This window comes from Streptomyces sp. NPDC058663 (assembly GCF_042716745.1).
In the GTDB taxonomy this organism is placed as follows: Bacteria; Actinomycetota; Actinomycetes; order Streptomycetales; family Streptomycetaceae; genus Streptomyces.
The window spans coordinates 1-26026 of sequence record NZ_JBHXRV010000062.1; the positions used below are offsets into that span (position 1 = coordinate 1).

Here is a 26026-nt window from a genome sequence, read left to right on the forward strand (position 1 = left end):
AGATTCCCCGGCGCCGGGCCGTCCGTATGGCACGCGGGAGTTACGAGGCCCGGGACGCCGGGCCGTCGTGGCTGATCTCCAGGTCGCCCAGGGCGCCGAAGGTCAGCCGGCAGGTGTCCGCGCGGTAGGTGGCGACGGATACGGCGGCGGTGCGGCCCGCGGCGAAGTAGCGGGTGGTGACGACCAGGACGGGGGCGCCGGGCAGCCGGTCGAGTTCCTTGGCGTCGTCCGCGCGGGCCGAGCCCAGTTCGACGGCGCGGTCCTGCCCCTCCAGGCCGAGGCGCTGGAGTTCGCGCAGCACGCTGCGGGCGCGGGCCGGTCCTGACGGAGCTTCTATGGCCGGGAGTTCGGGCACCGAAGCGGCCGGTACGTACAGCAGCTCGGCGGCGACCGGCTGGCCGTGGGTGAGACGGATCCGGCGTACGGTGTGCAGCTCTTCCCCGGGGTCGGTGGCGAGCATCCGGCTCACCGCGGCCGGGGCGACGGCGGTGGTGCAGTCGGCGCTCTGCCAGGAGTCGCCGGGCGTGCCGGGCCAGTTGTACTGCGAGTCCCCGACGTCCACGCCCATCCGGGGCGGGGCGACGGTGGTGCCCACGCCGCGACGGCGCTGCAGGCGCCCTTCCAGCTCCAGCTGTTCGAGGGCCTGGCGGAGCGTGGCCCTGGCGACGCCGAAGCGGGCCGCCAGCTCCCGTTCGTTCGGCAGGATCTCGCCGACCGCGAAGTCGGAGTCGAGTGCCTCGCTGAGCACGGTCTTGAGGTGCCAGTACTTCGGCTCCGGCACCGTTTCGAGCTGCGTGGTCCCCACCCTGATCCTCCGCAATCGCCGCATCCCCTGCGGCGGTGTGTGTTCCGCGCCCTTGTTTATTAAAGGTTCCTTCACTAACTCTGCGACCATAGGACGGCGTATCTGGTTGGTCAAGACCAATGCGTGTTCCATTACGGAGCGGGTGGCTGCTGTGCGGCGCGGCGGGGGCGTGCGGCGCGACGGGTGTGTGCGCCCCTCGGTGGCCCGCGCACGCGAACAGCCCCGCTTCCGGGGTGCGGATGCGGGGCGGTTCGCGGGACGGCGGCGGGCCGGAAGGGGCCGGAGGGTCCTACTGAGGTACGAGGCCGGAGATCTTGTCCGGGTTCCGCAGGATGTAGACGCACTGAATGAGTCCGTCCGCGATGTCCAGCTGGAAGACGGAGTCCGGTCGGCCCTGTGAGAGGACCAGCACCGCGGGGCTGCCGTTCAGCTCGGTGAAGCGGGCCTCCATGCCGGGAATCGTCTTGTCCGCCACGGCCAGCAGGAAGCGCGCCACCTTGTCCGCGCTCTGCACGACCCGCAGCGGCGCCTGCGCCTTGCCGCCGCTGTCGCCGACCAGCCGCGCCTCGGGTGCCAGCAGCGCGAGGAGGTCGCCCAGGTCCCCGCCGGTGGCGGCGGCGAGGAACCGCTCGGTCATCTCCCGCTGCTCGGCCGGGTCCACGTCGAAGCGTGGCTTGCGTTCCTCGACGTGTTTGCGCGCCCGGCCCGCCAGCTGGCGCACCGCCGCGTCCGATCTGTCGAGTGCCGCGGCGATCTCCCCGTACGGGAAACCGAAGGCCTCGCGCAGCACGAACACCGCGCGCTCCAGCGGGGAGAGCGATTCGAGGACGACCAGGACGGCGAGGGAGACCGATTCGGCGAGTACGGCGCGCTCGGCGGTGTCGGGGACGCTCGTACCGAAGTCCGTCGCGATCGGCTCCGGCAGCCACGGCCCGACGTACGCCTCCTTGCGCGACTGCACGTGCCGCAGCCGGTCGATGGCGAGCCGCGTGGTGATCCGTACGAGATAGGCACGCGGGGCGAGGACGTCCGCACGGTCCTCGGCCGACCAGCGCAGCCACGCCTCCTGCACGACGTCCTCGGCGTCGGCCACCCGGCCGAGCATGCGGTAGGCGACACCGGTCAGCACGGTGCGGTGTTCTTCGAAGGCGGTGGTCGCGTCGGCGAGGGCGTCAGGGGTCACCGGCCCATCCCAGCCCACCCGCCGCACGTTGTCCACCCTGTGCAGGCACCTCACAGGGTGTCCGCACCCGCGCTCTTGAACTCGAAGCTACCGAAGGGTAGTTGTTACTGACAGAGAGTCCAATGCCGCCGGTCCGATGCCACCGTACGAGGCCGGACCCAGGGACCCAGGGAGCACGCCCATGACCGCCGCCATCGACTTCGCCGTCCAGTCCCCCGACGGGCCGCGCACCGCCACGGTCGCGTACGAACGCACGGGCCGGGGTGAGCCGCTGCTCCTGCTGCACGGCATAGGCCACCACTGGCAGGCGTGGGAACCGGTGCTGTCCGCGCTGGCCGCCGAGCGTGAGGTGATCGCCGTCGACCTGCCTGGGTTCGGCGCGTCCCCGGGGCTGCCCGAGGGTGTGCCGTACGACCTGGATTCCATGGTTCCGGTGCTGGGGTCGCTGTGCGAGGCACTGGGTGTCGTACGGCCGCACGTCGTGGGGAACTCGCTGGGCGGACTGCTCGCCCTCGGCATGGGCCGGGACGGGCTGGCGCGCTCGGTGACCGCGCTGTCGCCCGCCGGGTTCTGGACACAGGCCGAGCGCCGCTACGCCTTCACCACGCTGCGCGGGATGCGGGCGGCGGCGAAGTCGATGCCCCTGCCGCTGGTGGAGCGGCTGTCGCGGAGCGCGGCCGGGCGGTCCGTGCTGACCAGCACCATCTACGCGAAGCCTGCCCGGCGCGCACCGGAGGCCGTCGTCGCGGAGACGCTGGCGCTGCGGGAGGGCATCGGATTCGAGCCGACACTGACCGCCGGACTCACCGTGCAGTTCCGCGACGACGTCTCCGGCATCCCGGTGACGGTGGCCTGGGGCACGCGCGACCGGCTGCTGCTGCGCAGGCAGGGCATCCGGGCGAAGACCGTCCTGCCGGGAGCCAGGCTGGTGAAGCTGCCGGGGTGCGGACACGTGCCCATGAATGACGATCCCGCGCTGGTGGCCCGCGTCGTACTGGACACCAGCCGCTGAGTCCTTGAGGGCGGTGTGCCGTCCGGGGGCGCTTCTGCAGTCGCCCCGGATCTTCGCCCCGGATGCGCCGGCGCCGTCCGGCCGGGATGCGGGCGAGTGTTCCCGGTCCGAGGGCGGCGCCGAGTCCGAGCAGCGCCCCCCTGGGCAAGGCGGAGTTCAGCTTCGTCAGGGACCCGGTGGAGGTGACCGACTCGGCACTGTCCAAGCAGGTGGCGGCGCTGGAGGAGGCCGGCTGGGTGGCCGTGCAGAAGGGGCGTGTCGAGCGCCGGCCAAGGACGTGGCTGACCCTCACGCCCGAGGGCCGGGCGGTGTACCGGCGGCACCTCGACGCGCTGCGGGCGATCTCCGGAGGCTGAGCGGGGGTCCGGCTCGGGCTCCGAGCGCGAAGGCTCGATCGCACGGCCTCGATCCCCGCGAAATCACAGCGAATCAACCAGAAGCACGCTTAACCCGTCAGTCACAGAACGTTCGTGATCGTGCAACACCGTTCGGTCACAGTAATCGCATGACCCACACGACTGAGACCACGGGCACGGCCGGCCGCAGGACCTCCGGGAAGAAGCCCGCCCGCCCTCACCACTGGCGCCGCGACCTGGTGGAGCTCGCCGCACTCTTCACCGCCGTCGCGGTCGCCGACTCGATCGCGAACATGATCGTGCACGGTCCGAACGGGCCCGTGCTGCTCATCGCCTCGGCGGTGGCCCTGGCCGCGACCGCCGGGTTCCACACCTGGTGGGCCCGCAGGCACAGCCACGCACCCCCGCCGACACCGAGCGTCGCGCCGGATGCGGGAACGGCATCGAAGTCGCCGGTCCCCGCGCCGGTGCCGAACGCCGCTTCCGCCGCACCCGGCGACGTCAGCGACACCTCCCTGTGGCGGATGCGGACGACGGTGAAGGACGAGCCGGGGTCGCTGGCCGCGCTGTGCACCGTCCTCGCCGGGCTGCGGGTCGACATCCTGACCCTCCAGACGCACCCGCTCGGCGACGGCACCGTGGACGAGTTCCTGCTCCGCTCCCCCGCCGGCGTACAGGCCAGGGACCTGTCCCGGGAGATCGCCTCGGTCGGCGCCAGGGACACCTGGCTGGAGCGTGCGGACGCGCACGATCTGGTGGACGCCCCCACCCGGGTACTCGGACTGGCCACCAGGACCGCACTCGATGCCGCCGAACTCCCTCTCGCACTGCGGCAGTTGCTCGGCAGGTGCACCATTCACTCGCTGCCCGCGACGACACTGACCGGCCGGCCGACCGGGGCGGGCGCGCCCGTGGAGGGCGTACTGGAGGGGCCGGTGATGCGGCTGCGGGACCCGTCGGGCGGGGCGATCACCATCGAGCGGCCGTATCTGCCGTTCACACCGACCGAGTTCGCCAGGGCGCGCGCCCTGGTGGAGCTGGACGCCCGGCTCGGACCCCGGCTGCCGCGCAGCCAGGACGTCCTCACCCTGCCCGAAGGCAACGCGATCACCGTCCGCCGGGCCGGGCCCGACGACCTCGAAGCAGCGCTCGCCATGCACGAGCGCTGCTCCGCGCGGACCCTCAACCTGCGCTACCACGGCCCGGTCGCGGATGCCGACCGTTACCTCAACCACCTGCTGAGCCCACGCTACGGCCGCACCCTCGCCGTGCAGACCGCCTCCGGCCGGCTCGTCGCCCTCGGCCACCTGCTGTGGGACGGCGACGAGACCGAGGTCGCGCTCATCGTCGAGGACGACTGGCAGCGGCGCGGCATCGGTTCCGAACTCCTCGCACGGCTGGTGGCGCTCGCCGCCGAGGCGGACTGCGCCAGCGTGTACGCGGTCACCCAGGCGTCCAACACCGGGATGGTCGCCGCGATGCGCGGCCTGGAACTGCCCCTGGACTACCAGATAGAGGAAGGGACCCTGGTGGTGACGGCCCGGCTCAACGGCCCGCCGGCTCCGGTACGGCCCGCGGCGCGGGGGCAGCAGGCCGAGCGGGGCTGACGTCCGCGGCCGCGTCGCCCGCCGTACCGTCCGCCGCCGACGCGGCCAACGGCCGGGAACCGGTCGCCCCGGCGGCGGCCAGCGCCTCGCACAGGTCGTGCCACAGGTCCTCGACGTCCTCCAGACCGACCGACATCCGCAGCAGCCGGTCGCTGACGCCCGCCGACCGCCGGTCTCCCTCGGCCACGATCCGGTGGCTGATGGAGGCCGGGTGCTGGATCAGGGTGTCGACGCTGCCGAGGCTGACGGCCGGGGTGATGAGCCGTACGCCCGCGATGACAGCGTGCGGGTCGCCGTACACCTCGAAGGCGATCATCGCCCCGCCGATCTCCGGGTAGTGGACGCGGGCGACGCGCGGGTCGGCCGCCAGCCGCCGGACCAGTTCGGCGGCGCTCGCCGAGGCGGCGCGCACCCGGACCGGCAGGGTGGACAGGCCGCGCAGCAGCAGATAGCCGGCCAGCGGGTGCAGTACGCCGCCGGTCGCGAAGCGCACCTGCCTCAGCTGCCGTGCGAACTCCTCGTCGCACGCCACCACCCCGCCGAGCACATCCCCGTGGCCGCCCAGGTACTTGGTCGCACTGTGCAGCACCAGCCGGGCCCCGTGTTCCACGGGTCGCTGGAGCACGGGGGTCGCGAAGGTGCTGTCGACCAGCAGCGGCACCGACCCGCAGGCCTCGGCGACGGAGGCGATGTCGACCTCCGCCAGGGTCGGGTTGGCGGGGGTCTCCACCATGACGAGCCCGGTACCGGGGCGCACCGCCGCCGCGATGGACGCCGGGTCACAGCGGTCCACCCAGGTCACCTCGGTGCCCAGCAGCCCGGCGGTGAGGAGGTGATCGCTGCATCCGTAGAGCGGACGCACCGCCACCACGTGCCGCAGCCCCTGGGCCGACCGTACGAGCAGAACGGCGGTCAGCGCCGCCATGCCGCTCGCGAAGGCGACCGCGGACTCCGTGCCTTCGAGCCGGGCGAGCGCGTCCTCGAAGCGGGCGGTGGTCGGGTTGTCGAGCCTGGCGTAGACCGGCGGCCCCTCCATCCGGGCGCCGGTGGCGGCGAATGCGTCGATCCTGGCGGCTTCGCCGCGGCTGTCGAACGAGGGGTAGGTCGTCGACAGGTCGAGCGGTACGGCGTGCACGCCCAGCGCGGCGAGGTCTTCGCGGCCGGCGTGCACGGCATGCGTGGCGAGGGCCCGGGGAGCGGAGGGTATGGCTCCCACGGGCGCCGCGGGCGAGGATTCGGCAGTCATGCGAGGCAGTCTGAACATCCAGCGGGCTGGTGCGAGCCACCCCCGTGCTACGTTCGGAAAATGACTGAATCTGTCGCACTGGACACGGTCGACCTGCACATTCTGCGGTTGCTGCAGAACGACGCCCGGACCACGTACCGCGATCTGGCGGCCGAGGTGGGCGTCGCGCCCTCGACCTGCCTGGACCGGGTGAACAGGCTGCGCCGCTCCGGGGTGATCCTGGGGCATCAGCTGCGGCTCGATCCGGCGCGGCTCGGGCGCGGGCTGGAGGCACTGCTGTCCGTCCAGGTGCGGCCGCACCGGCGGGAGCTGATCGGTCCCTTCGTGGAGCGGATCCGGGCGCTCCCCGAGTCGCGGGCGCTGTTCCACCTCACCGGCCCGGACGACTATCTGGTGCAGGTGGCGGTGACGGACACCGCCGATCTCCAGCGCCTGGTGATCGACGAGTTCACCTCGCGGCGGGAGGTGGCCCGGGTGGAGACGCGGCTGATCTTCCAGCAGTGGGAGTGCGGGCCGCTGCTGCCTCCGGACAGCCCGTGAAGCAGCACCACCTCCCGCGGGTTCCCGGGACGTCCGCGTCCGGTGTCCTGAAATCGCCCGGGGCCGGACGCCGCCGGCCCGCCGTCAGCACTCTGACCTCCGAACACTAGTGACGCGGGCCCCCTTGCCGTACGAGGATGTCCACATGTCAGACATCAACAGCCCCCTGCCCCGCCAGGTCGCCGACACCTACGTCGACGCCCTTGTCGCCCTCGACCCCATCCTCGGCACCGAGCTGGGGGTGAAGGAGAGCGCCCGCTCGCTTCCCGACTACTCCCCCGAGGGGCGGCGGGCCGTCGCCGACCTGGCCCGCCGTACGCTCGCCGCCCTGGACGAGGCGGAGCTGCGGCCCGGCGCCGCCGTCGAGGCCGAGCGGCGCTGCGGGCGGCTGCTGCGCGAGCGGCTGACCGCCGAGATCGCGGTGTACGAGGCACAGGAGGACCTGCGCCTGGTCAGCAATATCCACGGCCCCGCGCACAGCGTGCGGGAGGTCTTCACCCTCTCGCCGACCTCGACCCCGCAGGACTGGGCCGACCTCGCGGAGCGGCTGCGCGGTGTTCCCGCCGCGCTGGAGGGTTACCGGACGTCTCTCGAACTCGGCCTGGAGAAGGGCCTCCTGGGCAGTCCCCGGCCGACCGCGACGTTCGTCGGGCAGCTCACCGAATGGGCCGGCGACGGACACGGCTGGTTCGACGATCTGGTGACGCCTGGACCGGACGCACTGCGCGCGGAACTCGACGCGGCGGCCACAGCGGCGACCGCGGCGGTGGCCTCGCTGCGTGACTGGATGCGCGGGGTGTACGCCCCCGCGGTCAAGGACGCACCCGACGCCGTGGGCCGGGAGCGGTACGCCCTGTGGTCGCGCGCCTTCAACGGCACCGACCTCGACCTCGACGAGGCGTACGCGTACGGCTGGGCCGAGTACCACCGGCTGCTCGCCGAGATGAAGACCGAGGCCGAGAAGATCCTGCCGGGCGCGGCCACCCCGTGGGAGGCGCTGGCGCACCTGGATGTGCACGGCAAGCACATCGAGGGAGTCGAGGAGGTCCGCGCCTGGCTGCAGTCCGTCATGGACGAGGCCATGGACGCACTGGACGGCACCCACTTCGAACTCGCCGAGCGGGTGCGCAGGGTGGAGTCCCGCATCGCCCCGCCCGGTGGGGCCGCGGCCCCGTACTACACGCCCCCCTCGGAGGACTTCTCCCGCCCCGGCACCACCTGGCTGCCGACGATGGGCGAGACCCGCTTCCCGGTCTACGACCTGGTGTCGACCTGGTACCACGAGGGCGTCCCCGGACATCACCTCCAGCTCGCCCAGTGGACGCACGTCGCCGACCAGCTCTCCCGTTACCAGGCGTCGGTGGGCGGAGTCAGCGCCAACGCCGAGGGGTGGGCGCTGTACGCGGAACGCCTGATGGACGAGCTCGGATTCCTCCCGGACGCGGAGCGCCGGATCGGCTATCTGGACGCGCAGATGATGCGTTCCACCCGTGTCATCGTCGACATCGGCATGCACCTGGGCCTGGAGATTCCGGCCGACTCCCCCTTCCACCCGGGCGAGCGGTGGACGGTCGAGCTGGCGCAGGAGTTCTTCGGCATGCACAGCGGCCGTCCCTCGGACTTCGTGGAGAGCGAGATCACCCGGTACGTGTCGATGCCCGCCCAGGCGATCGGCTACAAGCTGGGTGAGCGGGCCTGGCTGCTCGGGCGCGAGAACGCCCGCACGGCGCACGGCGAGTCCTTCGACCTGAAGGCCTGGCACATGGCGGCTCTCTCGCAGGGCTCGCTCGGCCTCGACGACCTGGTGGACGAGCTGTCGAAGCTCTGACCGGCGTCGAAGAACAGGGGCGGCGCCATCCGGAAGGCGGCGCTGCCCCGCGCGTCACTGATGCATGAGGTGGCTTCACACATGAGTTGGCTGTTCTGCGCGGATCCGCTCGCACCGCGCCGCACCGATCCGGCGTTCGCCGAGGAGGCCGCCGCCGTGCGTGCGGCGGGTGTGCCCGTCGCGCTCCTCGACCACGACGCGCTGCTCGCGGGGGACGTCCCGGCGGCGCTCGCCCGGGTGCCGCGCGGCTCCGGGCCTTACTGGTACCGCGGCTGGATGATTCCCGCCGGACGCTACGAAGACCTCGCGCGCGGCCTCGGCGAACGCGGCTGCACCTTGTTGACCGGTCCGGGGGCGTACCGTCGCGCGCATGAACTGCCTGGCTGGTACGAGGTGTTCGCGCAGCTGACCCCGCGCAGTGTGTGGCGGGCGCTGCCGCCGGGCGCTCCGCCGTCGCCGGCCCAGCTGGCCTCACTCGTCGCCCCGCTCGGCAACGGTCCCGCCGTGGTGAAGGACTTCGTGAAGTCCCGCAAGCACGAGTGGCACGAGGCCTGTTTGGTGCCGGAGCTGGGCGACACGGCAGCGCTGTCGGCCGTGGTGGACCGCTTCTTCGCACTCCAGGAGGACACCCTCGCAGGCGGTCTCGTCGTCCGCAGATTCGAGCACTTCGTGCCGGGCGGGGAGGCCCGGGTGTGGTGGATGGACGGCGAGGCCGTGCTGGTCACCGCCCACCCCGACTCGCCGGACAGGCTCCCGGAGCCCGATGTCTCGGCGGTGGGCCCGGCCGTCCGCGCGCTGGGCTGCCGCTGGGTGACCACCGATCTGGCCCTGCGTACGGACGGGGAGTGGCGGGTGGTCGAGGTGGGCGACGGCCAGGTGAGCGGGCTGCCCGAGGGCGCCGGCCCCGGGACGCTCTTCGGGGCGCTGGCAAAGGCGGCGACCGCCACCGGGCTCCCCGGCAGCCCCGGCAGCCCCGGCTGACCTGGCGGGCCTGCTGACCTGGCGGGCCCCACTGATCTGGCGGGTCAGCAGCCGCAGTCGTCCGCGCCGACCGGAGCCGTCAGCGGGTCCGCGTCGCGGGTCTCCCGGCCCTGCCAGGTCTCGGTCTCGAAGCCCTCGCGGATCCAGTACTCGATGCCTCCGAGCATCTCCTTGACCTGGTAGCCGAGCTGGGCGAGGGCGAGTGCGGCACGGGTGGCGCCGTTGCAGCCGGGCCCCCAGCAGTACGTGACCACCGGGACGTTCCGGTCGAGAAGGAGGGGGGCCTGCTCGGGGATCAGCGCGGTGGGGAGGTGAAGGGCTCCGGGGACGTGACCCTGGTCCCAGGAGGCGGTGGAGCGGGAGTCGATCACCACGAAGCCGGGGTCCGTGCCCCCGGCACGCGCGTCGGCGAGCGCGGAGGCGACGTCGGAGACATCGGCGTGGAAGGCCAGGCTCGCCCCGAAGTACGCGGCGGCGGCCTCGGGCGACGCGGGCGGGACGCGCAGCACCGGGCTGACGGCCGGGGTAGCGGCGGCGGCCACGGGGGAAGCGGCGGTGGCGGAGGCGGCGGAAGTCGTGTTCGTCATGGCCAGAAATTTACGGGCGATGATCGTTCCAGTGAAGTGCATTCCCCCGGGGCTTCCCTTGATCTGCCGGGGATTCCCCTGTTGTCTGTCCCCATGACCGGATATTCACCGGACGCCACCGACTGGCGCATCCTGGAAGCCCTGCAACGCGAAGGGCGTGCCACGTTCGCCGAGTTGGCGCGTACCGTCTCGATGTCGTCGAGTGCCGTGACCGAGCGGGTCCGCAGGCTGGAGGAGGCCGGGGTGATCTCGGGGTACTCCGCCGTGGTCGTGCCCGAGCGGCTGGGCATGCCGATCCTGGCGTTCGTACGGCTGCGGTACCCGCACGGCAACTACAAGCCGTTCCACGATCTTCTGGAAGCGACGTCCGAGGTGCTGGAGGCGCACCACGTCACGGGCGACGACTGCTTCGTGCTGAAGGTCGCCGCTCGCTCCATGCAGCACCTCGAAGAGGTGTCGGGGCGGATCGGAGCGCTGGGCTCCGTCACCACCAGCGTCGTGTACTCCTCACCACTGCCGCACCGCGCGATCAGCCCCTGACGCCCGCGGGGCAGCGGAGGACGGCCGGCCCGGGGCGGCCACCGGCGGCCCGGCGGTCCGCTCACAGGTGGTGGCGGACCGTCGAGCCGTCCCGTCCCTTGAGCACCTCCAGCCGGGTGCCGATCCGCTGTCGCAGGTCGCCGACGTGGCTGACGATGCCGACGCTGCGGTCCCGTTCGCGCAGGGAGTCCAGTACGTCGATGACCTCGTCGAGGGTCTGTTCGTCCAGGCTGCCGAAGCCCTCGTCGATGAACAGCGTGTCCAGGCGCACCCCGCCCGCCTCCTCCGTCACCACGTCGGCGAGGCCGAGCGCGAGCGCCAGCGAGGCGAAGAAGGTCTCGCCGCCGGACAGGGTGGCGGTGTCCCGCTCGCGTCCGGTCCAGGCGTCGACGACGTGCAGAGCGAGCCCGGAGCGTCGTCCGCCGGCCTTCGCGTCGGAGTGGACGAGGGTGTAGCGGCCCTGCGACATGCGGTGCAGCCGGGCCGTCGCGGCGGCGGCGACCTGTTCGAGCCTGGCGGCCAGGACGTAGGACTCCAGGCGCATCTTGCGCTCGTTGTCGGCGGAGGTGCCCGCGGTGAGTCCGGCGAGGCGGGCCACCCGGTCGTACTCCTCGCGGAGCGGTCCGAGCCTGCGGGTCTCCTCCTCGGCCTGCCGGGAGAGCCGGGCCAGCGCCGTGCAGCGTTCCTGCGCCGCATCGTGGGCGGAGGCGGCGTCGCGCTGCTGCCGGTCGGCTGCGGCCACCGCATCGCGTGCCCGCTCGAGGTCGGCGGGCGGGCGGGCGGCGGCGTCCGCCGCGTCCTGCTCCCGCAACCGCTCGGCGACCGCCGCCCGTTCGGCCTGCCAGCCGTCGATGCGGTGCTGGAGCTCCCGCTGCCGTACGTCGTCGAGCAGGGCGTCGGCCGCCTCCTGGGGGGTGGCGAAACCGGCCCGGAACGCGGCGTCCGCGAGCCGGCCGTCGGCCGCCTTGAGCTGCTCGGCGGTGCTCTCGTACGCCCGGACGCTCTCGGCGGCGTGTGCGAGGATCGCGACCCGTCGCTCCAGCAGTGCGGCCTGCTCGGCGACGCTGCCGGCCTCGCCGCGCACCCGGTGCAGTTCCTCCTGAAGTACGGCGAGTTCACCGTCCAGGGCCTCGCGGCGCGAGGTGCGGGCGGCGCTGCGCCGCTCGGCCTGCTGCTGGGTGTCGACGCGCCGGGCGTGCTCGCGCTCGGCGCGGTCCAGGGCTTCGAGGGCGGCGTGCGTATCGGCCGCCCAGGCGTGGTCCCGGGCGTGCTCGTGGCGCAACTGTTCGGCCAGTTCCGCGAGTTCGGCGACGGTGGCACCACCGGCCTCGGCTCCGGCGGCCGCGTGCGCCTCCCGCAGCCGGGAGAGGGCGGCGTCGGCCTGTGCCCGTGCGTCGTCCGCGCGGGTGTACGCCGTCTCCGCCTGCTGTTCGGCGGCCCTGTCCACGTGCCCGCTGCCGGCCTTGGCGGGCGCCGGGTGGCCGGTCGCGCCGCACACCTTGCAGGCCTCGCCGTCGCGCAGTTCGGCGGCGAGCTCGGCCGCGATCCCGCTCAGCCGTCGCTCGCGCAGGTCGTGCCATCGCTGGCGGGCGTCGGCCGCCGTGTCGCGGGCGGCCCGCAGCCGGTCCTCGCCCGCCGTGACCTGCCGCACCAGTTCGTCCCTGCGGCGGGCCGCGTCCAGCCGGGCGCGGGCGGGTTCGAGCTGGGACTCCAGATGGCTCGCCCGCCTCGCCGCTTCCTGTGCCGCCTCGATCCGCTCCTGGTGCTGCCTGCGTACGGTGTCCCAGCCGGCCAGCCACTCCTCGGCCTCCTGGAGGAGCTCGTCGTCGGCGCGGGCCTGCCGGTCGAGGTCGGCGCGCTCGGTGAGGATCGCCGCACCGCGCCGCTCGGCCCTGCGGGCGGAGTCGAGTCCGCCCAGCTCCTGCCGCATCCGCCGTTCCTGTTCGGCGAGTTGCTCGGCGCCCGCTTCGGTCAGGGCGGGCGGCAGGTCGGCCCTGGCCGCCTCGTAGGCGCGGTGTGCCGCTCGGTGCTCGCTCTCGGCGGTGGCGCGCAGGCCGAGCGCGGGGGCGACCCGGTCGGCGGCTCTGGCCAGGTCCTGGCGCGCGCACAGTCCGTCGAACTCCGCGCGGCGCTCGTCCAGGGCGTCGGCGCGCCGCCGGGTCTCGGCGAACCTCTCCTGGAGGCGGGCCAGTTCGCGCTGGTCCTCCAGGGTGCGGCGGGCGGCGGCCTGCCTGCTTTCGGTGGCCGCGGCAGCGGCGGCGGCGATGTCCCGGCGTTCGCGGGCGCCGCTGCGGGCGACGGCCGCCCAGCCGAGGACGGCTTCGGCCAGGCCGGGGTCGCCCGGCCGCTGGTGGGGGGCGGGCTGATCGGCGGCGGCCGGTCCCGCTGCTTCCTCCATCCGCTCGGCGAGCGAGAGCAGCTTGTCGTCGCCGGCCCGGACCTGCTGCTCGGCTGTGCGGCGCAGCGCGGCGAGGCGTTCCTCGACGGCGGCGAAGCGGCGGGTGTCGAAGAGTTTGCCGAGGAGCCTGCCGCGCGCTTCGGCGTCGGCCCGCAGGAACCGGGCGAACTCTCCCTGCGGCAGCAGCACCACCTGGCAGAACTGTTCGCGGCTCATCCCGACGAGCTGGAGGATCTCCTCGCCGATCTCCTGGTGGGAGCGGCTGAGGGACCGCCAGGTGCGCGACTCGCCGTCGTACTCGCGCAGCAGGCTCTGGGCCTTCTCGGTGGTGAAGCCGTCGCCGCGCTTCTTGGGGCGCTGCTGGGCGGGCTGCCGGGTGATCTCCAGGCGCCGTCCGCCGACGGTCAGGTCGAGGACGACCTCGGTGCGCACGCCGGGGTCGGCGTGGTCGCTGCGCAGGGTGAGGCCGCGGCCTTCCCGGGCGCCCGGCACCGATCCGTACAGGGCGAAGCAGACGGCGTCCAGGACGGAGGTCTTGCCCGCGCCGGTCGGCCCGTGCAGCAGGAAGAGCCCGGCGGTGGACAGGGCGTCGAAGTCGACGCGCTGGGTGGTGCCGAAGGGTCCGAAGGCGGTGACGGTCAGCGAGTGCAGTCTCATCGGGCCACCTCGCAGACCGTGTCGTCCAGGCGTACGTCGTCGAACGCGCCGCGCAGCACCGCCCGTTCGTGGGTGCTGGCGGTGCTGCCGCCGCGCACGTGCGCCACGAAGTCCTCGGCGATCTGCTGGTCGTCGCGGCCCTTGAGCCGCTGGGCGTAGGAGATCCGGGGCTCGTCGGGGCCGCGTTCGGGCTCGAAGGAGAGGCTGAGGACGTGCGGGTACCGGGCGGCGAGGCGGGCCATCGGGTCCTCGGGCCTGACCGGGTCGGTGAGGGTGGCTTCGACCCAGGAGTCCTCGTGCCGGCCGAGGGCGGGGTCCTCCAGCAGGTCGGTGAGGTGTCCGCGGAGGCGGGCGAGCCTGCGGGGCACCGGGCAGTCCAGGCGCTCGGCCGTGGTGATCTCCCCCTGCGGGCCGAGTTCGATGAGCCACATCGTCTTGCGGTGGCCGGCCTCGGAGAAGGAGTACGCGAGGGGGGAGCCGGAGTATCTGATCCGCTCGGTGACCTGCTGTGCTCCGTGCAGGTGGCCGAGGGCCACGTAGTCGACGCCGTGGAAGACGCCTGCGGGTACGGCTGCCACTCCCCCGACGGTGATGTCGCGCTCGCTGTCGCTGGGCTCGCCGCCGGCGACGAAGGCGTGTGCCAGGACGACGGAGCGGGTGCCTGCCGGGCGCTGTGCGAGGTCGGCGCGGACCTGGTCCATGGCGGCGGCCAGGACGTCCTCGTGCCGTGCCTTGGCCGCGCCGAGCTGTTCGCGCACGAGCGCGGGTTCCAGATAGGGGAGGCCGTAGAGGGCGACGTCGCCGTGCGCGTCCGGGAGCACGACGGGGGTGGCGCAGCCGGCCGGGTCGGTGCGCAGGTGGATGCCCGCCCGCTCGATGAGGCCCGCTCCCACACCGAGGCGGCGGGCGGAGTCGTGGTTGCCGGAGATCATCACGGTCGGCACGTCTTCGGCGGCGAGGCGGTGCAGGGCCCGGTCGAAGAGCTCCACGGCGGCGAGCGGCGGCACCGCTCTGTCGTACACGTCCCCGGCGACCAGCACGGCGTCCACCTCGTGCGCGCGCACCGTCCCGACCAGGTGGTCCAGGAAGGCTGCCTGGGCGTCGAGCAGCGCGACCCGGTGGAAGGACCGGCCCAGGTGCCAGTCCGACGTATGCAGAAGCCTCATGGTTCACGAGAGTAAAGGCAGGGTCCGACAGCCCGGGCGGCAACAGGGGAATCCGCCACCGCCCCGGCCTCAGCCGTCGCCGTACGCCTCGCCGGGCCCTCACGGTCTGCGTCGCCGCCCAGCTCGAAGCCCTCAATCGTCACCGTATGCCTCGCCGCCCAGCTCGAATCCCTCAGTCGTCACCGTATGCCTCGCCGCCCAGCTCGAATCCCGCGGTGCCCGCCGTCGCGTCCGCGAGCCAGCCGCGGAAGGCCGCCACGTCGCTGTCCGGCAGGCCGATCTCCAGGGTCACGGCCTCCGCGTACCGCACCTCGCGCACGTCCCGTCCGGTGGCCCGCAGGTCGTTCTCCAGCTTGCCCGCCCGCTGGTGGTCGACGGTGACGGTGGCCAGCCGGAAGCGTCGGCGGGTGAGCGTGCCCAGGGCGTCCAGGGCTTCGCCGACGACTCCGCCGTACGCCCTGATCAGTCCGCCTGCGCCGAGCTTCACCCCGCCGTAGTAGCGGGTGACCACGGCGACCGCGTAGCGCACCTCGCGCCGCAGCAGCATCTGGAGCATCGGCGCTCCGGCGGTTCCGCCGGGTTCGCCGTCGTCGCTCGCCTTCTGGATTCCGGCGTCGGCGCCGATGACGTACGCGTAGCAGTGGTGGGATGCGGTCGGGTGTTCCTTGCGGATGCGCGCGATGAAATCCTGCGCCTCCTGCTCGGTCGCGGCGGGTGCGAGCGCACAGAGGAATCGCGAGCGGTTGATCTCGGCCTCGTGCACGCCCGCCGCGGCGACGGTCCGGTACTGCTCCTGCATTCCGCCCACCCTACGCGGCGGCGGGAATCCGCCGCCCCACCGGTACGTTCTCCCCAGGAAGCACGAGGACAGCAGGTCAGCGGCACACCCGGGAGGCACGGCATGTACGGCGATCAGGACACCGTCCGAAGGATCCTCGACGAGAGCGGCGACACCTGGGCGGTGGTGGGGCTCTCCTCGAACGAGACCCGGGCGGCGTACGGGGTCGCGGCCGTCCTCCAGCGCTTCGGCAAGCGGATCGTGCCGGTCCATCCGAAGGCCGAGGAGGTGCACGGCGAGCAGGGGTACGCCTCGCTCGCCGACATCCCCTTCGAGGTCGACGTGGTGGACGTCTTCGTGAACAGTGAGCTCGCGGGCGCGGTCGCCGACGAAGCGGTCGCGGTGGGTGCGAAGGCGGTCTGGTTCCAGCTCGGCGTGGTCGACGAGGCCGCCTACGAGCGGACGTTGGCGGCGGGCCTGGAGATGACCATGAACCGCTGCCCCGCGATCGAGATCCCGAAGCTGGGCTGAGCGGCCCCGTACAAGGCGTGCCGATGCGCCTACCGGACGGACGGGCACATCCGTCCGTTCGCGGCGGCCCGCGCCTCGAAGCCCGGCGGCAGCCAGCCGTGCGTCAGCAGGCGCGGGTGGGCGGGGAAGGCCGCGTGCGCCGCGAGTACGAAGATCAGCGAAGCCCACAGGGTGTGCAGCCGGACCGTGGTGTAGCCCTTGCCGTTGATGTCGTGGAAGGCGCACTCGAAGGTGTCCGGGGCCGCGAGGTCCATCGTCGCCAGGCCCACCCAGCCGAGGTCGAGCCAGCTCTGCGGGTGCGAGAAGATCGCCCGCCGGTCGGTGACGGTGACCTCGCCGTGGCCCTCCAGCACCCAGCGCGGCTGGGCGGCGGCCTGCGCCTGGTTTCTCCGGGAGGCGTTGCCCATGGCGTTGACGGCCAGGGCGCCGACGACGAATCCCGTCGAGCCCATGGCCATGGTGCTGGTCTGGGTGTACGAACCGTCGCCGAGGGGGCGGTAGGTGGAGCGGGCGGCCGGGCCCGCGGCCAGGGAGAGCTCACCGGGCGCGAGGCGGGTGGTGGTGGGCAGCGGCGGCCGGTGCGCGAGGCGCCCCTGGGTGAGGTCGTGCACGACGCCGCAGGTGTAGAGCAGGTGGTCGTCCATCGGGCCCCAGGGCGGCCCGGCGTGGGCCGGGAGGTGGGCAGGCACCTGCGCGGGCAGGTGGGTTCCCGGCCGTCCCGGGTGGTTGTTGTCGTCCACGGCTCCCCCGTTCAACGCTGCTGTCGCACTGCTCGTCCGGTGTCCGCCATCGTAGAGCTCACCTGACCGGAGCGATGGCCACCGCCATCGTCATCTCCACAGGTTCCGCCCCGTCGTTGCGGTACGCGTGCACGACGTCGGCCTCGAAGGAGGCCGAGGTGCCCGCCGGGACCTGGTGGGCGGCGCCGTCCACGACAAGGGTGAGCTCGCCGGCCGTGACGCGCAGGAGTTCCGTGCTGCCCGGGGGGTGCGGGTCGGAGGTGCTGGCGTCACCGGGCATCAGGAGCCAGGTCCAGAGTTCCAGGGGGCGGGGCTTGTCGGTGCCGACGAGGAGCGTGGCGTGGCTTCCCGCGTCGGTGGACCACATGCGTACGGACTGTTCGGCCGTCATCAGATGGACCTGTGCGCTCTGTTCGTGGTCCAGCAGGGTGCTGATGCTGATGCCGAGGGCGTCGGCGAGCTTCACGGTGGTACCGACGCTGGGGTTGGTGCGGGCCTGCTCGATCTGGATGATCATGCCCCGGCTGACGCCCGCGCGGGTGGCCAGGGCGTCGAGCGTGAAGCCCCGCTCGCCCCGCCAGCGCTTGAGGTTGCGGGCGAGTGACTGCGTGAGCTGGTCGAGGTCCGACACGTTCCGTCCGTCCAGAAGTGGCCAGGAGCGCCGTCCACAGTGCTGGACGAACGGTTCACTTTACTGTGGCGGGGCGGGGCGCCACTGCCCGAGCGGTCCCGGGACCCGGGCGCGGTCCTGCAGGGCGCGGGCTCGATGCCAACGGCTCCGGCGCGGCCCTGCCGGCTCAGGAGGCGTCCTGCTCCAAGTCGGCCAGCGCGACGAGCTGTTGCGGGGTGATGTCCGCCGGTATCGGCACCGGGGCGGGGGTCCGCAGCGGCGGCTGCCAGCCGTTCTCCTTGTCCCAGCGGCGTACGACGCGGGCGGGGGCCCCTGCCACCACGGCGTGGTCGGGCACCTCGCCCCGTACGACAGAGCCCGCCGCGACGACGACGTTCCGGCCCAGACGGGCGCCGGGCAGGATCACGGCGCCGGTGCCGATCCAGCAGCCGGGCCCGATCGCCACCGGCTCCGTACGCGGCCACTGCTTGCCGATGGGCATCTCGGGGTCGTCGTAACTGTGGTTCGTGGAGGTGACGTAGACGTGCGGCCCGAAGTAGCAGTCGTCGCCGATGGTGACGGTCGTGTCGGCGATGACGTGGCTGCCCCGGCCGAGGACGACGCCGTTGCCGAAGGTGAGGATCGGGTCGGGGCCCAGGTCCAGGTCGGGCATCATGCCCGCGGTGAGGGTGACGCCCTCGCCGACGATGCAGTAGTCGCCGAGGTGGATCCAGCGCTCGCCGAAGACCGTGCCCTGCGGGAACGCCAGCTTGGTGCCGTGCCCGATGGAGCCGAACCGCAGCCGTCCTGGGCGCTCGGCGCTCACCGCTCCGGCCTGCTGGATCATCCGCCAGCCGCTCTGGACGGCCCGCGTCGTCGCACGACGCCGCAGGCCTGCCAGGCCGGCGAGGGCCGTACGGGCGGACCCGAGGGGCCCGGTGGGGCGGCCGGACCGGGCGACGAATGAGAACGTGTTTCTGTTCTTCGGCACCCGCACACGGTAGTCGTCGGCGGCGGGCCTGTTCAGGGCGGTCTCCTGTGATGTTCACCCCACCGGGGCGGAACGGGCGGAGCCACCGGGTGGAACGGGCGGAGCCACCGGGTGGAACGGGCGAAGGGCCGCCCGGCGCACTGGGACGATGCGCCGTACGGCCCTCCGCGGTTCCGGCCTGCCCCGTGGTGGTGCCACGGGCGGTCCGGGCAGTACCCATGACCGTGGTGGTTCCGGCATCGGTCCGCCGCTGCTGTCGAGGAGGCCTACTGGTCCACCGCGCTCGCCGGACCCGTTCCGGCGAGGGGTGCGAGGGCGATGACAGCCAGGCCCGGAGCCGCCACCGCCCGTCCGACTATGGTGCGCATTGCTCGTCTCCCTGCTGAGGAGTAATAGGACGCAACTAGGCATACCGTGTGCGATCGGCCCTACTACGGGGCCGACCGGGTTACGTCCCTTCGGAGCCGCGGCACGGCCGGGTGCAGCAGCCGGGGTGGCGGGCCGGGCACTTGTGTGCGTACGGCGTCGGGCCGCCGGCGGACCGCCTCGGCGTGCGGCGCCCGCCCTGCGTGCTGTATGCGTAGGGCGTCAGCCCCTGCGCGCGGTGTACGTGCTGCGTCAGCCCTGCGCGCGGAGCGCCTCGGCGTGCTGCTCGGCCAGGTCGCGGTACATGAGGGCGTTGACCTTGATGCCCTCGCGCTCCTCCTCGGTCAGCTCGCGCCGCACCTTCGCGGGGACGCCCGCGACCAGTGAGCCGGGCGGGACCCGCATGCCCTGGGGGACCAGCGCCTGGGCGGCGACCAGGGAACCGGCGCCGATGACCGCGCCGTTGAGGACGGTGGCACCCATGCCTACGAGGACGTCGTCCTCGACCGTGCAGCCGTGCAGCACGGCGTTGTGGCCGACAGAGACCCGCTCGCCGACGGTCACCGGGAAGCCCGGGTCGACGTGCACCGTGCAGTTGTCCTGGATGTTGGAGTCCGCACCCAGCACGATCGGACCGCAGTCGGCACGGAGCACCGCGTGGTACCAGACACTCGCCCCCTCGGCCAGGGTGACCTCGCCGACGACCACGGAGGTGGGAGCGGCGAAGGCGCCGGGGGCGAGCTGTGGGGCCTTGCCGCCGATGCCCATGACCAGGGGCCGGTCCGCTTTTTCTGCCATGTCGTACTCCTTTGTGCGTCACAACGACCTGCTGCCGCGCCGTAGTTCTGCCGGGCACCGTAGACGACCCGTGCCGGGCCGGGCGGCCCGGGGTGGTGGTGCGGTGTGGCAGCGGGCCCCGGCCCCGGTCCCCGCGCGGGCCCGCGAGCGGGTCGGGCGCGGGTCGGGCGCGGGCGCTGCCACGACGCCCCCGTCACCGGTCTCGGCGCGGGGGCGTGGCGGGAGCAGGCCGCACAGGAGCAGGAGCAGGTGCGGGTACGGGTGCGGGTACGGGTGCGGGTCAGTCGACGGCGACCGGGACGGGGTCCGCGGCGGCGGGGGTCGAAGCCGGGGTCGCGGCCGGACCGGAGGTCGCAGCTGAGGTCGGAGCCGCGGCCGGGGTCGCAGTCGGACCGGGGGGCGCAGCCGAGGCCGGAGCCGGGGCCGGGGTCGCCGCATTTCCGGTCTCCGGTTTCGCCCCCGCCTTCTTCGCCCGGTTCTTCAGCACCAGCATGGACGTCAGGCCGAACACCACCGCAACCACCAGGCCCAGCCACGAGAAGCGCTTGAGCCAGGCCTCGGCGACCACGCCCACCGAGTAGATGACGGCCGTGGTGCCGCCCGCCCAGAGGATGCCGCCCAGCACGTTGGCGATGAGGAACTTCCAGTACGGCATGCGCAGCACGCCCGCGAGCGGCCCCGCGAAGATCCGCAGCAGGGCGACGAAGCGGCCGAAGAAGACCGCCCACATGCCCCACTTCTGGAACGAGCGCTCCGCCATGGCGATCTGGGCCTCACCGAAGTGCTTCGGGAACTTGCTGCCCATCCGGGCGAGCAGTGGCCGCCCGCCCCTGCGCCCGATCGCGTAACCGATCGAGTCACCGATGATCGCGCCGGCCGTGGCGCACGCGCCCAGAATGTACGGGTCGATCTCGCCGTGCTGCGAGGCCAGCAGGGCCGAACTGACGAGGACGATCTCACCGGGCAGCGGAATGCCGAGGCTTTCCAGTCCGATGACCACCCCCACCAGGAGGTAGATACTGACCGCGGGCACGGTCTCCAGCCATTCCTGGACCTGCAACGCCTGTTCCTCCGTCGTACGTCGAACCCTTGCTGAAGGGCACACGGGCAGAGCGCCCGGCCCGCGCCTGACGGCGCCGCCGGGCAGCCTATCCCCCTGGTCAGGGCGTTGCGGCCGCCTCCCGAACGCCGCCCAAGGGAACACAACACCCTGTTCGCCCGAAGGGGTTACCTACGGCCGAACCGGCCTCCGGCGAGCGGGCGGTTGAGAGCGGTTCGAAGCCGGACGGGTCGGCACGCGGACGGCACACGAACAGGGGCGGCACCCCCCTCCGCCGAGGTGGGGTGCCGCCCCTGTTCACGCAACGCGAGCCGCGCCTGTCGCGTGCGCGCGTGAGCCGCGTGTGCGCGTGAGCCGCGTGTGCCGTGCCTACTTGTTGGGGCGCAGCGTCCAGACGACGGTCATCTCGCCCGTCACCGCGCCGTCCTCGCGGGTGATCGCGATCTCGACGGGGAACTCGGGGCGCTCCCCCGCGTCGAGCTCCGCGACCACGTCGGCGATCGGGCGGCCCAGGGTCGCGGTCGCGGTGACCACGCCCATGGCGAGCTTCTTGTAGCCGATCTCGGCCTTCACGGCGAGCGGCACGGCGCGCTGCAGCTGGTCGCCGAAGGCGGCGATCACGATCGCACCGCTCGCCGACTCGGCGAGGGTGAACATGGCTCCGGCGTGCGGTCCGCCGACGTGGTTGTGGTAGTCGCTCCGGTCCGGCAGGCGGACGACGGCCCGCTCGGGGGTGGTCTCCAGGAATTCCAGCCCCAGCGTGCGGGCCATGGGAACCGTGGCGGCGAGCATCTCGCCGACGGACATCTGATCTGCGCTCATGCGCCCAGATGTTACCCGTGAGTAGTACTTGTTGGCCATCCCCCCGCCGCACCGGCCTTCCGCTCCCGCAGCCGCCCCCGCGGGGGTGCCGGTAGCCCTGGTGGCCCCTCCCCTCTATGGTTACTCGCCATGTGGCCAGGACAGCAGCCGCCCGGGGGCGAGCAGAATCCGCAGCACTCCAATCCGTACCCGCAGCCCGGGTACCCGAGCACCCCACCGCCCGGCCAGCCGCCGGCCGGTGGTCAGCAGACCCCACCGCCGGGCCCGCCGCCCGGCGGCTACCAGCAACCCGCTACGGCACCGGGGTACGGATACCCGGCCCCCGGCGCGGTGCCGCCCGGCGCCAACCCGTACCAGGGCCAGTACACGACCCCGGCGCCGCCCGGTCCGATCGGTCCCGGCGGACCGAACGGCCCGCAGAACGAGCGCAAGAAGAACATCATCACCGCGGCCGTGGCGGGCGTGGTGGTCGTCGCCGCCCTCGTGGGCACCGGTGTGTTCGTCCTCGGCGACGACAAGGGCCCGGACAAGCAGCCGGTCGCCGACGGCAAGGCCTCCCAGACACCGGCCGCCCCGAAGCAGCCGTCGGCACCCGTCTCCGACCCGTCGGCGGCCCCCGGCGGCAGCGGCGACAACCCGCGCGCGGGCCTCGACGTCAAGCCGACCGTCCCCGGCTGGAAGGCCGTGCTCAATCCCAAGCACGGCACGGTCTTCGACGTCCCGCCGGAGTGGGTGGTGGGCACGACCGACACCATCGTCGGTTTCGAGGACGAGAAGAACCCCACCGGCAAGCCGGTGGTCGCGATGTCCGCCCCCGCCTCCCTCAAGGAGAAGTGGTGCGAGGACGACGACGACAACGACGGCACGAAGGACTTCACCGGGCTCTCCCGCGCCGGCACCAAGGGTGCCAACGGGGCCAAGAACACCGGTGAGGTGGCCGAGATCCAGGCCGGCAACTGGGTCTACGCCGGGTACGACCAGAAGCGCACCGGCAAGATCAATGTCGTGAAGCCCAAGCCGTTCACCACCAAGTCCGGCCTCACCGGCCACATCTCGACCGCGACCGCGACCGGCGTGAAGAAGCCGTCCAAGTGCGCCACCGACGGCAAGGCCACGTCCTTCGGCTTCAAGAACGCCAAGGGCGACTACGCGGCCTGGGTGCTGTACAGCGCCAAGGGCGTCAAGGACGAGGTTCCGGACGCGACGATCATGCAGATCCTCAGCACGCTCCGGCTGCCCGGCTGAGCACCGCGTCCCACCCACGCCCGCAGCGGCACTCCTGATCACCACCACGGCATTCCCGGTTTATCGGTTTGGCATCCCGGGGCGGCGGAGGCGATAGTCCCTCAGTGACTTCCCCCGCCGCCCCGCCGCCTTCCGCCGCGCGCCGCCGCCCGTCCTGGGCCGGCCGCAACTACTCGCTGCTCACCGCGGCGGCCGTCGTCACCAACCTCGGCTCCCACGGTGCACTGATTGCCGCGTCCTTCGCGGTTCTCGCGGAGGGCGGCACCGCGGGAGACGTCGGTCTGGTCGCGGCGGCCAGGACCGTACCGCTGATCCTGTTCCTGCTGATCGGCGGCGCGGTGGCCGACCGGCTGCCCCGGCACCGCGTCATGGTCGCCGCCAACGCCCTCAACTGCGTCTCCCAGGGCCTCTTCGCCCTTCTCGTGCTCGGTGGCACGCCGCAGTTGTGGCAGATGATGCTGCTGGCCGGGCTCGGCGGTGCGGGGCAGGCGTTCTTCGGCCCGGCGGCCGAGGGCATGCTGCTGTCGACCGTCACCGGTGAGCAGGCCGGGCGCGCCTTCGCGGTGTTCCGGATGTCGATGAACGGTGCCGCGATCGGCGGGGCCGCACTCGGCGGCGCGATGATCGCGGCCGTCGGGCCCGGCTGGGTGCTGGCGATCGACGCCGCCGCGTTCGCGGTGGCGGGTGGCCTGCGGGCCTTCCTCGACGTGAGTCACATACCGGAGCGGGTGAAGAGCGGCGGGCTGCTCGCGGATCTGCGGGCGGGCTGGCGGGAGTTCTCCTCGCGGCCGTGGCTGTGGGCGATCGTGGTGCAGTTCTCGGTGATCAACGCGATGGTCGCGGCGGCCGAGGCGGTGTACGGGCCGCTGGTCGCCGAGGAGCATCTGGGCGGCGCCGCGCCCTGGGGTCTGGCACTGGCCGGGTTCGGAGCGGGCACCGTGTGCGGTGCGGTGCTGATGATGCGGTGGAAGCCGCGCCGGCTGCTGTTCGCCGGGGTCCTCTGCGTCTTCCCGCTGGCGCTGCCTTCGGCGGGTCTGGCGATTCCGCTGCCCGCGTGGGCGCTGATCGTGGTCATGTTCGCCACCGGGATCTCGATCGAGGTCTTCGGTGTCGCGTGGATGACGGCGCTCCACCAGGAGATCCCGGAGGACAAGTTCTCCCGGGTGTCCGCCTACGACTGGCTCGGTTCGCTCGCCATGGTGCCGGTGGCCACGTCCCTGGCGGGCCCGGCCGAGACCGCCTTCGGCCGCTCCCCGTCACTGTGGGGCGCCGCCGGGCTGATCGTCCTGCTGACGGCGGCGGTGCTGCTGATCCCGGACGTGCGCAACCTCCGCCGGCGCACCCCGGAGCCGGTGGCGGCGGCGGAACCGGCCACCGTCGGCCCGGGCCCCGAGCCGACCCTCACGCCGGGGCCCGCGCCCGCACCTCCGCCGCCCCCGTCAGCACCCTGAGCGCCCCTCCCCTCAGCCGACGCCGAAGGCCCCGTCGGGCGGTACGGGGGAAGCCACCGCGTCCGCCTCGCTCACCGCTGCCGCGCCCTTGACGAACCGGACCAGTGCCGCCCCGTGTTCGACCCGCGCGGGGAAGGCGTCGGACGCGGTACGGCGGGCCAGCGCGGCGGTGTCCAGCGGTTGCCGCGACGCGACGAGCACCGCGTTCCCGAACCGCCGCCCGCGCAGCACCCCGGGCTCCGCGATCAGTGCCAGCTCCGTGAACTCGCCCTGGAATGTGGCCAGTTGGGAGCGAAGGAAGTGAAAGGGCGCCCCGTCCGCGAGGTTGGCGGCATAGATCCCGCCCGGCCGCAGCACGCGGGCCGCCTCGCGTGCGTACCCGACCGAGGTGAAGGCGGCGGGCACCCGTGAGCCGCCGAAGACGTCCGCGATCAGCACGTCGGCGGAGCCGTCGGGCGCCTGCTCCAGCCAGGCACGGCCGTCCGCCCCGTGCACAGTGATGCCTTCGCCGCCGTCCGCCAGCGGCAGGTGTTCGGCGACCAGCGCGAGCAGCCCCAGGTCCGCCTCGACGACGTGCTGCCGCGAGCCGGGGCGGGTGGCCGCGACGTACCGGGGCAGCGAGAGGCCGCCGCCGCCGAGGTGGGTGACGTCGAGGGGCTCACCGGGCCCTGCGGCGCTGTCGACGACATGGGCGAGCCTGCGCGCGTACTCGAATTCGAGGTACGCCGGCTCGTCCAGGTCCACGTACGACTGGGGCGCCCCGTCCACCGTGAGCAGCCAGGCGTGCGCGCGGTCGATGTCGGGCATCAGACGGGCGGTGCCGCTGTCGACGTCCCGGACGACCGGTATCGGCTCGTTCATCCGCTCATTGTCCCCCGCGCGACGCCCACCGCGCTCCGGCCGCGGCACCTGGCCACGGGCCCCCGGCGGCCGCCCGCCCCTCACCGCACCGACGGCGACGGGGGGCGGGCGGGGCCGCGGGCAGGGTCACCCGTGCGGCCCGGCGGGGATCAGCCGACGAGGGATCTGTCGGCGGCGCTGACGCCGAAGACCTTGACGGCCTGGTAGTAGGTCCAGGCCGTCGAGTCGCAGGAGGTCTTCTTCGCACCCGAGTACTGGGCACAGACGCGCTTGAGGTCCGCGTAGAACGCGTCGTCGAGCCGTGCCTTGTTGGCGCTGAACGTGCCGGCCGCCTTGTAGTTGCGGTATCCGAAGTCGTGCCGGGCGCACGAGGTCTGGAACGGGAAGCCGAACGGGTTGTCCGGCGAGGTGGAGCAGTAGTCGGTCGACCAGTCGAAGCCGTACGCGGACCAGTTGCCCTGGTTGGCGCGCGCCGAGACCCAGGCCTGGTAGCTGGAGGCACTGGTCTGCGTCCAGCTGCTCAGGACCTGCGGCTTGTCGGCCGGGGCCGCGGAGGCCGGAGTGGCGAAGGCGAGCACCGCGGCGGCAGTGGCGAGTCCGGCGGCAAGAAGACGGCGCATCGAAGATTCTCCAGTCTGCGGGCACCGGATCCTTGTACCGGTGCGGCGGGCAACAGACTGTGAGGAACGGTCAACTGTGAAGAGCGATTACCCGAAAGCATCACGGTGCCTGCGGAGAACCTCCACGAACGAGGGCTGCCGGACCCTGGAGGTGGGGGCCCCCCCCCCCCCCCGCCGGGGGTCCCAACACCCCCCAAACCCGTGAAAGGCCGCCCATTGGGTGTGAGGGCCCCGCCCCGCGAGGGGC

General features: G+C 73.0%; 25 protein-coding genes. 10 read left to right on the top strand and 15 right to left on the bottom strand.

Going from position 1 to position 26026, the window contains the following annotated elements:
- Positions 1-40: 40 nt before the first annotated feature.
- Both ACFWVV_RS33030 and ACFWVV_RS33035 read right to left on the bottom strand, forming a co-directional pair.
- Complete coding sequence (locus ACFWVV_RS33030; RefSeq protein WP_384356842.1) at positions 41-805, bottom strand: GntR family transcriptional regulator; 765 nt, start codon at positions 803-805, stop codon at positions 41-43.
- 289 nt (positions 806-1094) lie between these two features.
- Positions 1095-1988: an RNA polymerase sigma-70 factor gene (locus tag ACFWVV_RS33035; RefSeq protein ID WP_384356845.1), complete on the bottom strand. Its 894-nt coding sequence runs from the start codon at positions 1986-1988 to the stop codon at positions 1095-1097.
- Between the two features lie 181 nt (positions 1989-2169).
- Here ACFWVV_RS33035 and ACFWVV_RS33040 point away from each other — a divergent pair, with 181 nt between their 5' ends.
- The 3 genes from ACFWVV_RS33040 to ACFWVV_RS33050 all read left to right on the top strand — a co-directional run bounded on the left by ACFWVV_RS33040 (position 2170) and on the right by ACFWVV_RS33050 (position 4963).
- Complete coding sequence (locus ACFWVV_RS33040; protein WP_384356848.1) at positions 2170-3000, top strand: alpha/beta fold hydrolase; 831 nt, start codon at positions 2170-2172, stop codon at positions 2998-3000.
- A gap of 86 nt (positions 3001-3086) precedes the next feature.
- Positions 3087-3356, top strand: coding sequence for a transcriptional regulator (locus tag ACFWVV_RS33045; RefSeq protein WP_384356944.1), 270 nt, complete (start codon positions 3087-3089; stop codon positions 3354-3356).
- A gap of 149 nt (positions 3357-3505) precedes the next feature.
- Positions 3506-4963, top strand: coding sequence for a GNAT family N-acetyltransferase (locus ACFWVV_RS33050; RefSeq protein WP_384356851.1), 1458 nt, complete (start codon positions 3506-3508; stop codon positions 4961-4963).
- On the opposite strand, the gene ACFWVV_RS33055 is transcribed toward ACFWVV_RS33050, so the two are convergent.
- Entirely contained in the window at positions 4902-6209 is a 1308-nt protein-coding gene (locus ACFWVV_RS33055) for a trans-sulfuration enzyme family protein (protein ID WP_384356854.1), read from the bottom strand. The genes ACFWVV_RS33050 and ACFWVV_RS33055 overlap by 62 nt on opposite strands.
- 60 nt (positions 6210-6269) lie before the next feature.
- Here ACFWVV_RS33055 and ACFWVV_RS33060 point away from each other — a divergent pair, with 60 nt between their 5' ends.
- The 3 genes from ACFWVV_RS33060 to ACFWVV_RS33070 all read left to right on the top strand — a co-directional run bounded on the left by ACFWVV_RS33060 (position 6270) and on the right by ACFWVV_RS33070 (position 9558).
- Entirely contained in the window at positions 6270-6749 is a 480-nt protein-coding gene (locus tag ACFWVV_RS33060) for an Lrp/AsnC family transcriptional regulator (protein ID WP_384356857.1), read from the top strand.
- Positions 6750-6894: 145 nt separating this feature from the next.
- Positions 6895-8577, top strand: coding sequence for a DUF885 domain-containing protein (locus ACFWVV_RS33065; RefSeq protein WP_384356859.1), 1683 nt, complete (start codon positions 6895-6897; stop codon positions 8575-8577).
- Between the two features lie 81 nt (positions 8578-8658).
- Positions 8659-9558 carry an ATP-grasp domain-containing protein gene (locus ACFWVV_RS33070; protein ID WP_384356862.1) on the top strand — a complete coding sequence of 300 codons (900 nt, stop codon included), beginning with the start codon at positions 8659-8661 and terminating at the stop codon, positions 9556-9558.
- A 44-nt stretch (positions 9559-9602) separates the two neighbouring features.
- On the opposite strand, the gene ACFWVV_RS33075 is transcribed toward ACFWVV_RS33070, so the two are convergent.
- Positions 9603-10145: a rhodanese-like domain-containing protein gene (locus ACFWVV_RS33075; protein ID WP_384356865.1), complete on the bottom strand. Its 543-nt coding sequence runs from the start codon at positions 10143-10145 to the stop codon at positions 9603-9605.
- Positions 10146-10238: 93 nt separating this feature from the next.
- Between ACFWVV_RS33075 and ACFWVV_RS33080 the strand changes: the two genes are divergently transcribed.
- Positions 10239-10685: an Lrp/AsnC family transcriptional regulator gene (locus ACFWVV_RS33080; RefSeq protein WP_384356868.1), complete on the top strand. Its 447-nt coding sequence runs from the start codon at positions 10239-10241 to the stop codon at positions 10683-10685.
- Positions 10686-10746: 61 nt separating this feature from the next.
- On the opposite strand, the gene ACFWVV_RS33085 is transcribed toward ACFWVV_RS33080, so the two are convergent.
- The 3 genes from ACFWVV_RS33085 to ACFWVV_RS33095 all read right to left on the bottom strand — a co-directional run bounded on the left by ACFWVV_RS33085 (position 10747) and on the right by ACFWVV_RS33095 (position 15705).
- Positions 10747-13740: an AAA family ATPase gene (locus ACFWVV_RS33085; RefSeq protein ID WP_384356871.1), complete on the bottom strand. Its 2994-nt coding sequence runs from the start codon at positions 13738-13740 to the stop codon at positions 10747-10749.
- Entirely contained in the window at positions 13737-14906 is a 1170-nt protein-coding gene (locus ACFWVV_RS33090) for an exonuclease SbcCD subunit D (RefSeq protein ID WP_384356874.1), read from the bottom strand. Before ACFWVV_RS33090 ends, ACFWVV_RS33085 begins: the two co-directional genes overlap by 4 nt.
- A gap of 172 nt (positions 14907-15078) precedes the next feature.
- Positions 15079-15705, bottom strand: coding sequence for a YigZ family protein (locus ACFWVV_RS33095; protein WP_384356877.1), 627 nt, complete (start codon positions 15703-15705; stop codon positions 15079-15081).
- Positions 15706-15807: 102 nt separating this feature from the next.
- Between ACFWVV_RS33095 and ACFWVV_RS33100 the strand changes: the two genes are divergently transcribed.
- Positions 15808-16215, top strand: a complete 408-nt coding sequence (locus tag ACFWVV_RS33100) for a CoA-binding protein (protein ID WP_384356880.1) — start codon at positions 15808-15810, stop codon at positions 16213-16215.
- A 29-nt stretch (positions 16216-16244) separates the two neighbouring features.
- Here ACFWVV_RS33100 and ACFWVV_RS33105 read toward each other — a convergent pair whose 3' ends face one another.
- The 6 genes from ACFWVV_RS33105 to ACFWVV_RS33130 all read right to left on the bottom strand — a co-directional run bounded on the left by ACFWVV_RS33105 (position 16245) and on the right by ACFWVV_RS33130 (position 21587).
- Positions 16245-16955 carry a hypothetical protein gene (locus ACFWVV_RS33105; RefSeq protein ID WP_384356883.1) on the bottom strand — a complete coding sequence of 237 codons (711 nt, stop codon included), beginning with the start codon at positions 16953-16955 and terminating at the stop codon, positions 16245-16247.
- Between the two features lie 58 nt (positions 16956-17013).
- Positions 17014-17586: a helix-turn-helix domain-containing protein gene (locus ACFWVV_RS33110; protein WP_384356886.1), complete on the bottom strand. Its 573-nt coding sequence runs from the start codon at positions 17584-17586 to the stop codon at positions 17014-17016.
- Between the two features lie 166 nt (positions 17587-17752).
- Positions 17753-18556 carry an acyltransferase gene (locus ACFWVV_RS33115; RefSeq protein WP_384356889.1) on the bottom strand — a complete coding sequence of 268 codons (804 nt, stop codon included), beginning with the start codon at positions 18554-18556 and terminating at the stop codon, positions 17753-17755.
- A gap of 618 nt (positions 18557-19174) precedes the next feature.
- A complete protein-coding gene (locus tag ACFWVV_RS33120; RefSeq protein WP_384356892.1) occupies positions 19175-19720 on the bottom strand; it encodes a gamma carbonic anhydrase family protein in 546 nt (181 codons plus the stop codon).
- Between the two features lie 280 nt (positions 19721-20000).
- Complete coding sequence (locus tag ACFWVV_RS33125) at positions 20001-20780, bottom strand: DedA family protein (protein WP_384356895.1); 780 nt, start codon at positions 20778-20780, stop codon at positions 20001-20003.
- Between the two features lie 369 nt (positions 20781-21149).
- On the bottom strand, positions 21150-21587 hold the full coding sequence (locus ACFWVV_RS33130; RefSeq protein WP_384356946.1) for a DUF4442 domain-containing protein: 438 nt from the start codon (positions 21585-21587) through the stop codon (positions 21150-21152).
- Positions 21588-21731: 144 nt separating this feature from the next.
- Between ACFWVV_RS33130 and ACFWVV_RS33135 the strand changes: the two genes are divergently transcribed.
- Both ACFWVV_RS33135 and ACFWVV_RS33140 read left to right on the top strand, forming a co-directional pair.
- Positions 21732-22847, top strand: coding sequence for a hypothetical protein (locus ACFWVV_RS33135; protein ID WP_384356898.1), 1116 nt, complete (start codon positions 21732-21734; stop codon positions 22845-22847).
- Positions 22848-22951: 104 nt separating this feature from the next.
- Positions 22952-24298, top strand: a complete 1347-nt coding sequence (locus ACFWVV_RS33140; RefSeq protein WP_384356901.1) for an MFS transporter — start codon at positions 22952-22954, stop codon at positions 24296-24298.
- A gap of 12 nt (positions 24299-24310) precedes the next feature.
- Here the strand turns inward: ACFWVV_RS33140 and ACFWVV_RS33145 are convergent, their stop codons facing one another.
- On the bottom strand, positions 24311-25159 hold the full coding sequence (locus ACFWVV_RS33145) for a spermidine synthase (protein ID WP_384356904.1): 849 nt from the start codon (positions 25157-25159) through the stop codon (positions 24311-24313).
- 149 nt (positions 25160-25308) lie between these two features.
- On the bottom strand, positions 25309-25779 hold the full coding sequence (locus tag ACFWVV_RS33150) for a phospholipase (RefSeq protein ID WP_384356906.1): 471 nt from the start codon (positions 25777-25779) through the stop codon (positions 25309-25311).
- Positions 25780-26026: the final 247 nt, after the last annotated feature.

Bases quoted from the DNA above. Each gene is read 5' to 3' on its own strand.
- ACFWVV_RS33040 (WP_384356848.1), top strand. From the start codon at position 2,170: ATGACCGCCGCCATCGACTTCGCCGTCCAGTCCCCCGACGGGCCGCGC.
- ACFWVV_RS33045 (WP_384356944.1), top strand. From the start codon at position 3,087: ATGCGGGCGAGTGTTCCCGGTCCGAGGGCGGCGCCGAGTCCGAGCAGC.
- ACFWVV_RS33050 (WP_384356851.1), top strand. From the start codon at position 3,506: ATGACCCACACGACTGAGACCACGGGCACGGCCGGCCGCAGGACCTCC.
- ACFWVV_RS33055 (WP_384356854.1), bottom strand. From the start codon at position 6,209: ATGACTGCCGAATCCTCGCCCGCGGCGCCCGTGGGAGCCATACCCTCC.
- ACFWVV_RS33060 (WP_384356857.1), top strand. From the start codon at position 6,270: ATGACTGAATCTGTCGCACTGGACACGGTCGACCTGCACATTCTGCGG.
- ACFWVV_RS33065 (WP_384356859.1), top strand. From the start codon at position 6,895: ATGTCAGACATCAACAGCCCCCTGCCCCGCCAGGTCGCCGACACCTAC.
- ACFWVV_RS33070 (WP_384356862.1), top strand. From the start codon at position 8,659: ATGAGTTGGCTGTTCTGCGCGGATCCGCTCGCACCGCGCCGCACCGAT.
- ACFWVV_RS33075 (WP_384356865.1), bottom strand. From the start codon at position 10,145: ATGACGAACACGACTTCCGCCGCCTCCGCCACCGCCGCTTCCCCCGTG.
- ACFWVV_RS33080 (WP_384356868.1), top strand. From the start codon at position 10,239: ATGACCGGATATTCACCGGACGCCACCGACTGGCGCATCCTGGAAGCC.
- ACFWVV_RS33085 (WP_384356871.1), bottom strand. From the start codon at position 13,740: ATGAGACTGCACTCGCTGACCGTCACCGCCTTCGGACCCTTCGGCACC.
- ACFWVV_RS33090 (WP_384356874.1), bottom strand. From the start codon at position 14,906: ATGAGGCTTCTGCATACGTCGGACTGGCACCTGGGCCGGTCCTTCCAC.
- ACFWVV_RS33095 (WP_384356877.1), bottom strand. From the start codon at position 15,705: ATGCAGGAGCAGTACCGGACCGTCGCCGCGGCGGGCGTGCACGAGGCC.
- ACFWVV_RS33100 (WP_384356880.1), top strand. From the start codon at position 15,808: ATGTACGGCGATCAGGACACCGTCCGAAGGATCCTCGACGAGAGCGGC.
- ACFWVV_RS33120 (WP_384356892.1), bottom strand. From the start codon at position 19,720: ATGGCAGAAAAAGCGGACCGGCCCCTGGTCATGGGCATCGGCGGCAAG.
- ACFWVV_RS33130 (WP_384356946.1), bottom strand. From the start codon at position 21,587: ATGTCCGTCGGCGAGATGCTCGCCGCCACGGTTCCCATGGCCCGCACG.
- ACFWVV_RS33135 (WP_384356898.1), top strand. From the start codon at position 21,732: ATGTGGCCAGGACAGCAGCCGCCCGGGGGCGAGCAGAATCCGCAGCAC.
- ACFWVV_RS33145 (WP_384356904.1), bottom strand. From the start codon at position 25,159: ATGAACGAGCCGATACCGGTCGTCCGGGACGTCGACAGCGGCACCGCC.
- ACFWVV_RS33150 (WP_384356906.1), bottom strand. From the start codon at position 25,779: ATGCGCCGTCTTCTTGCCGCCGGACTCGCCACTGCCGCCGCGGTGCTC.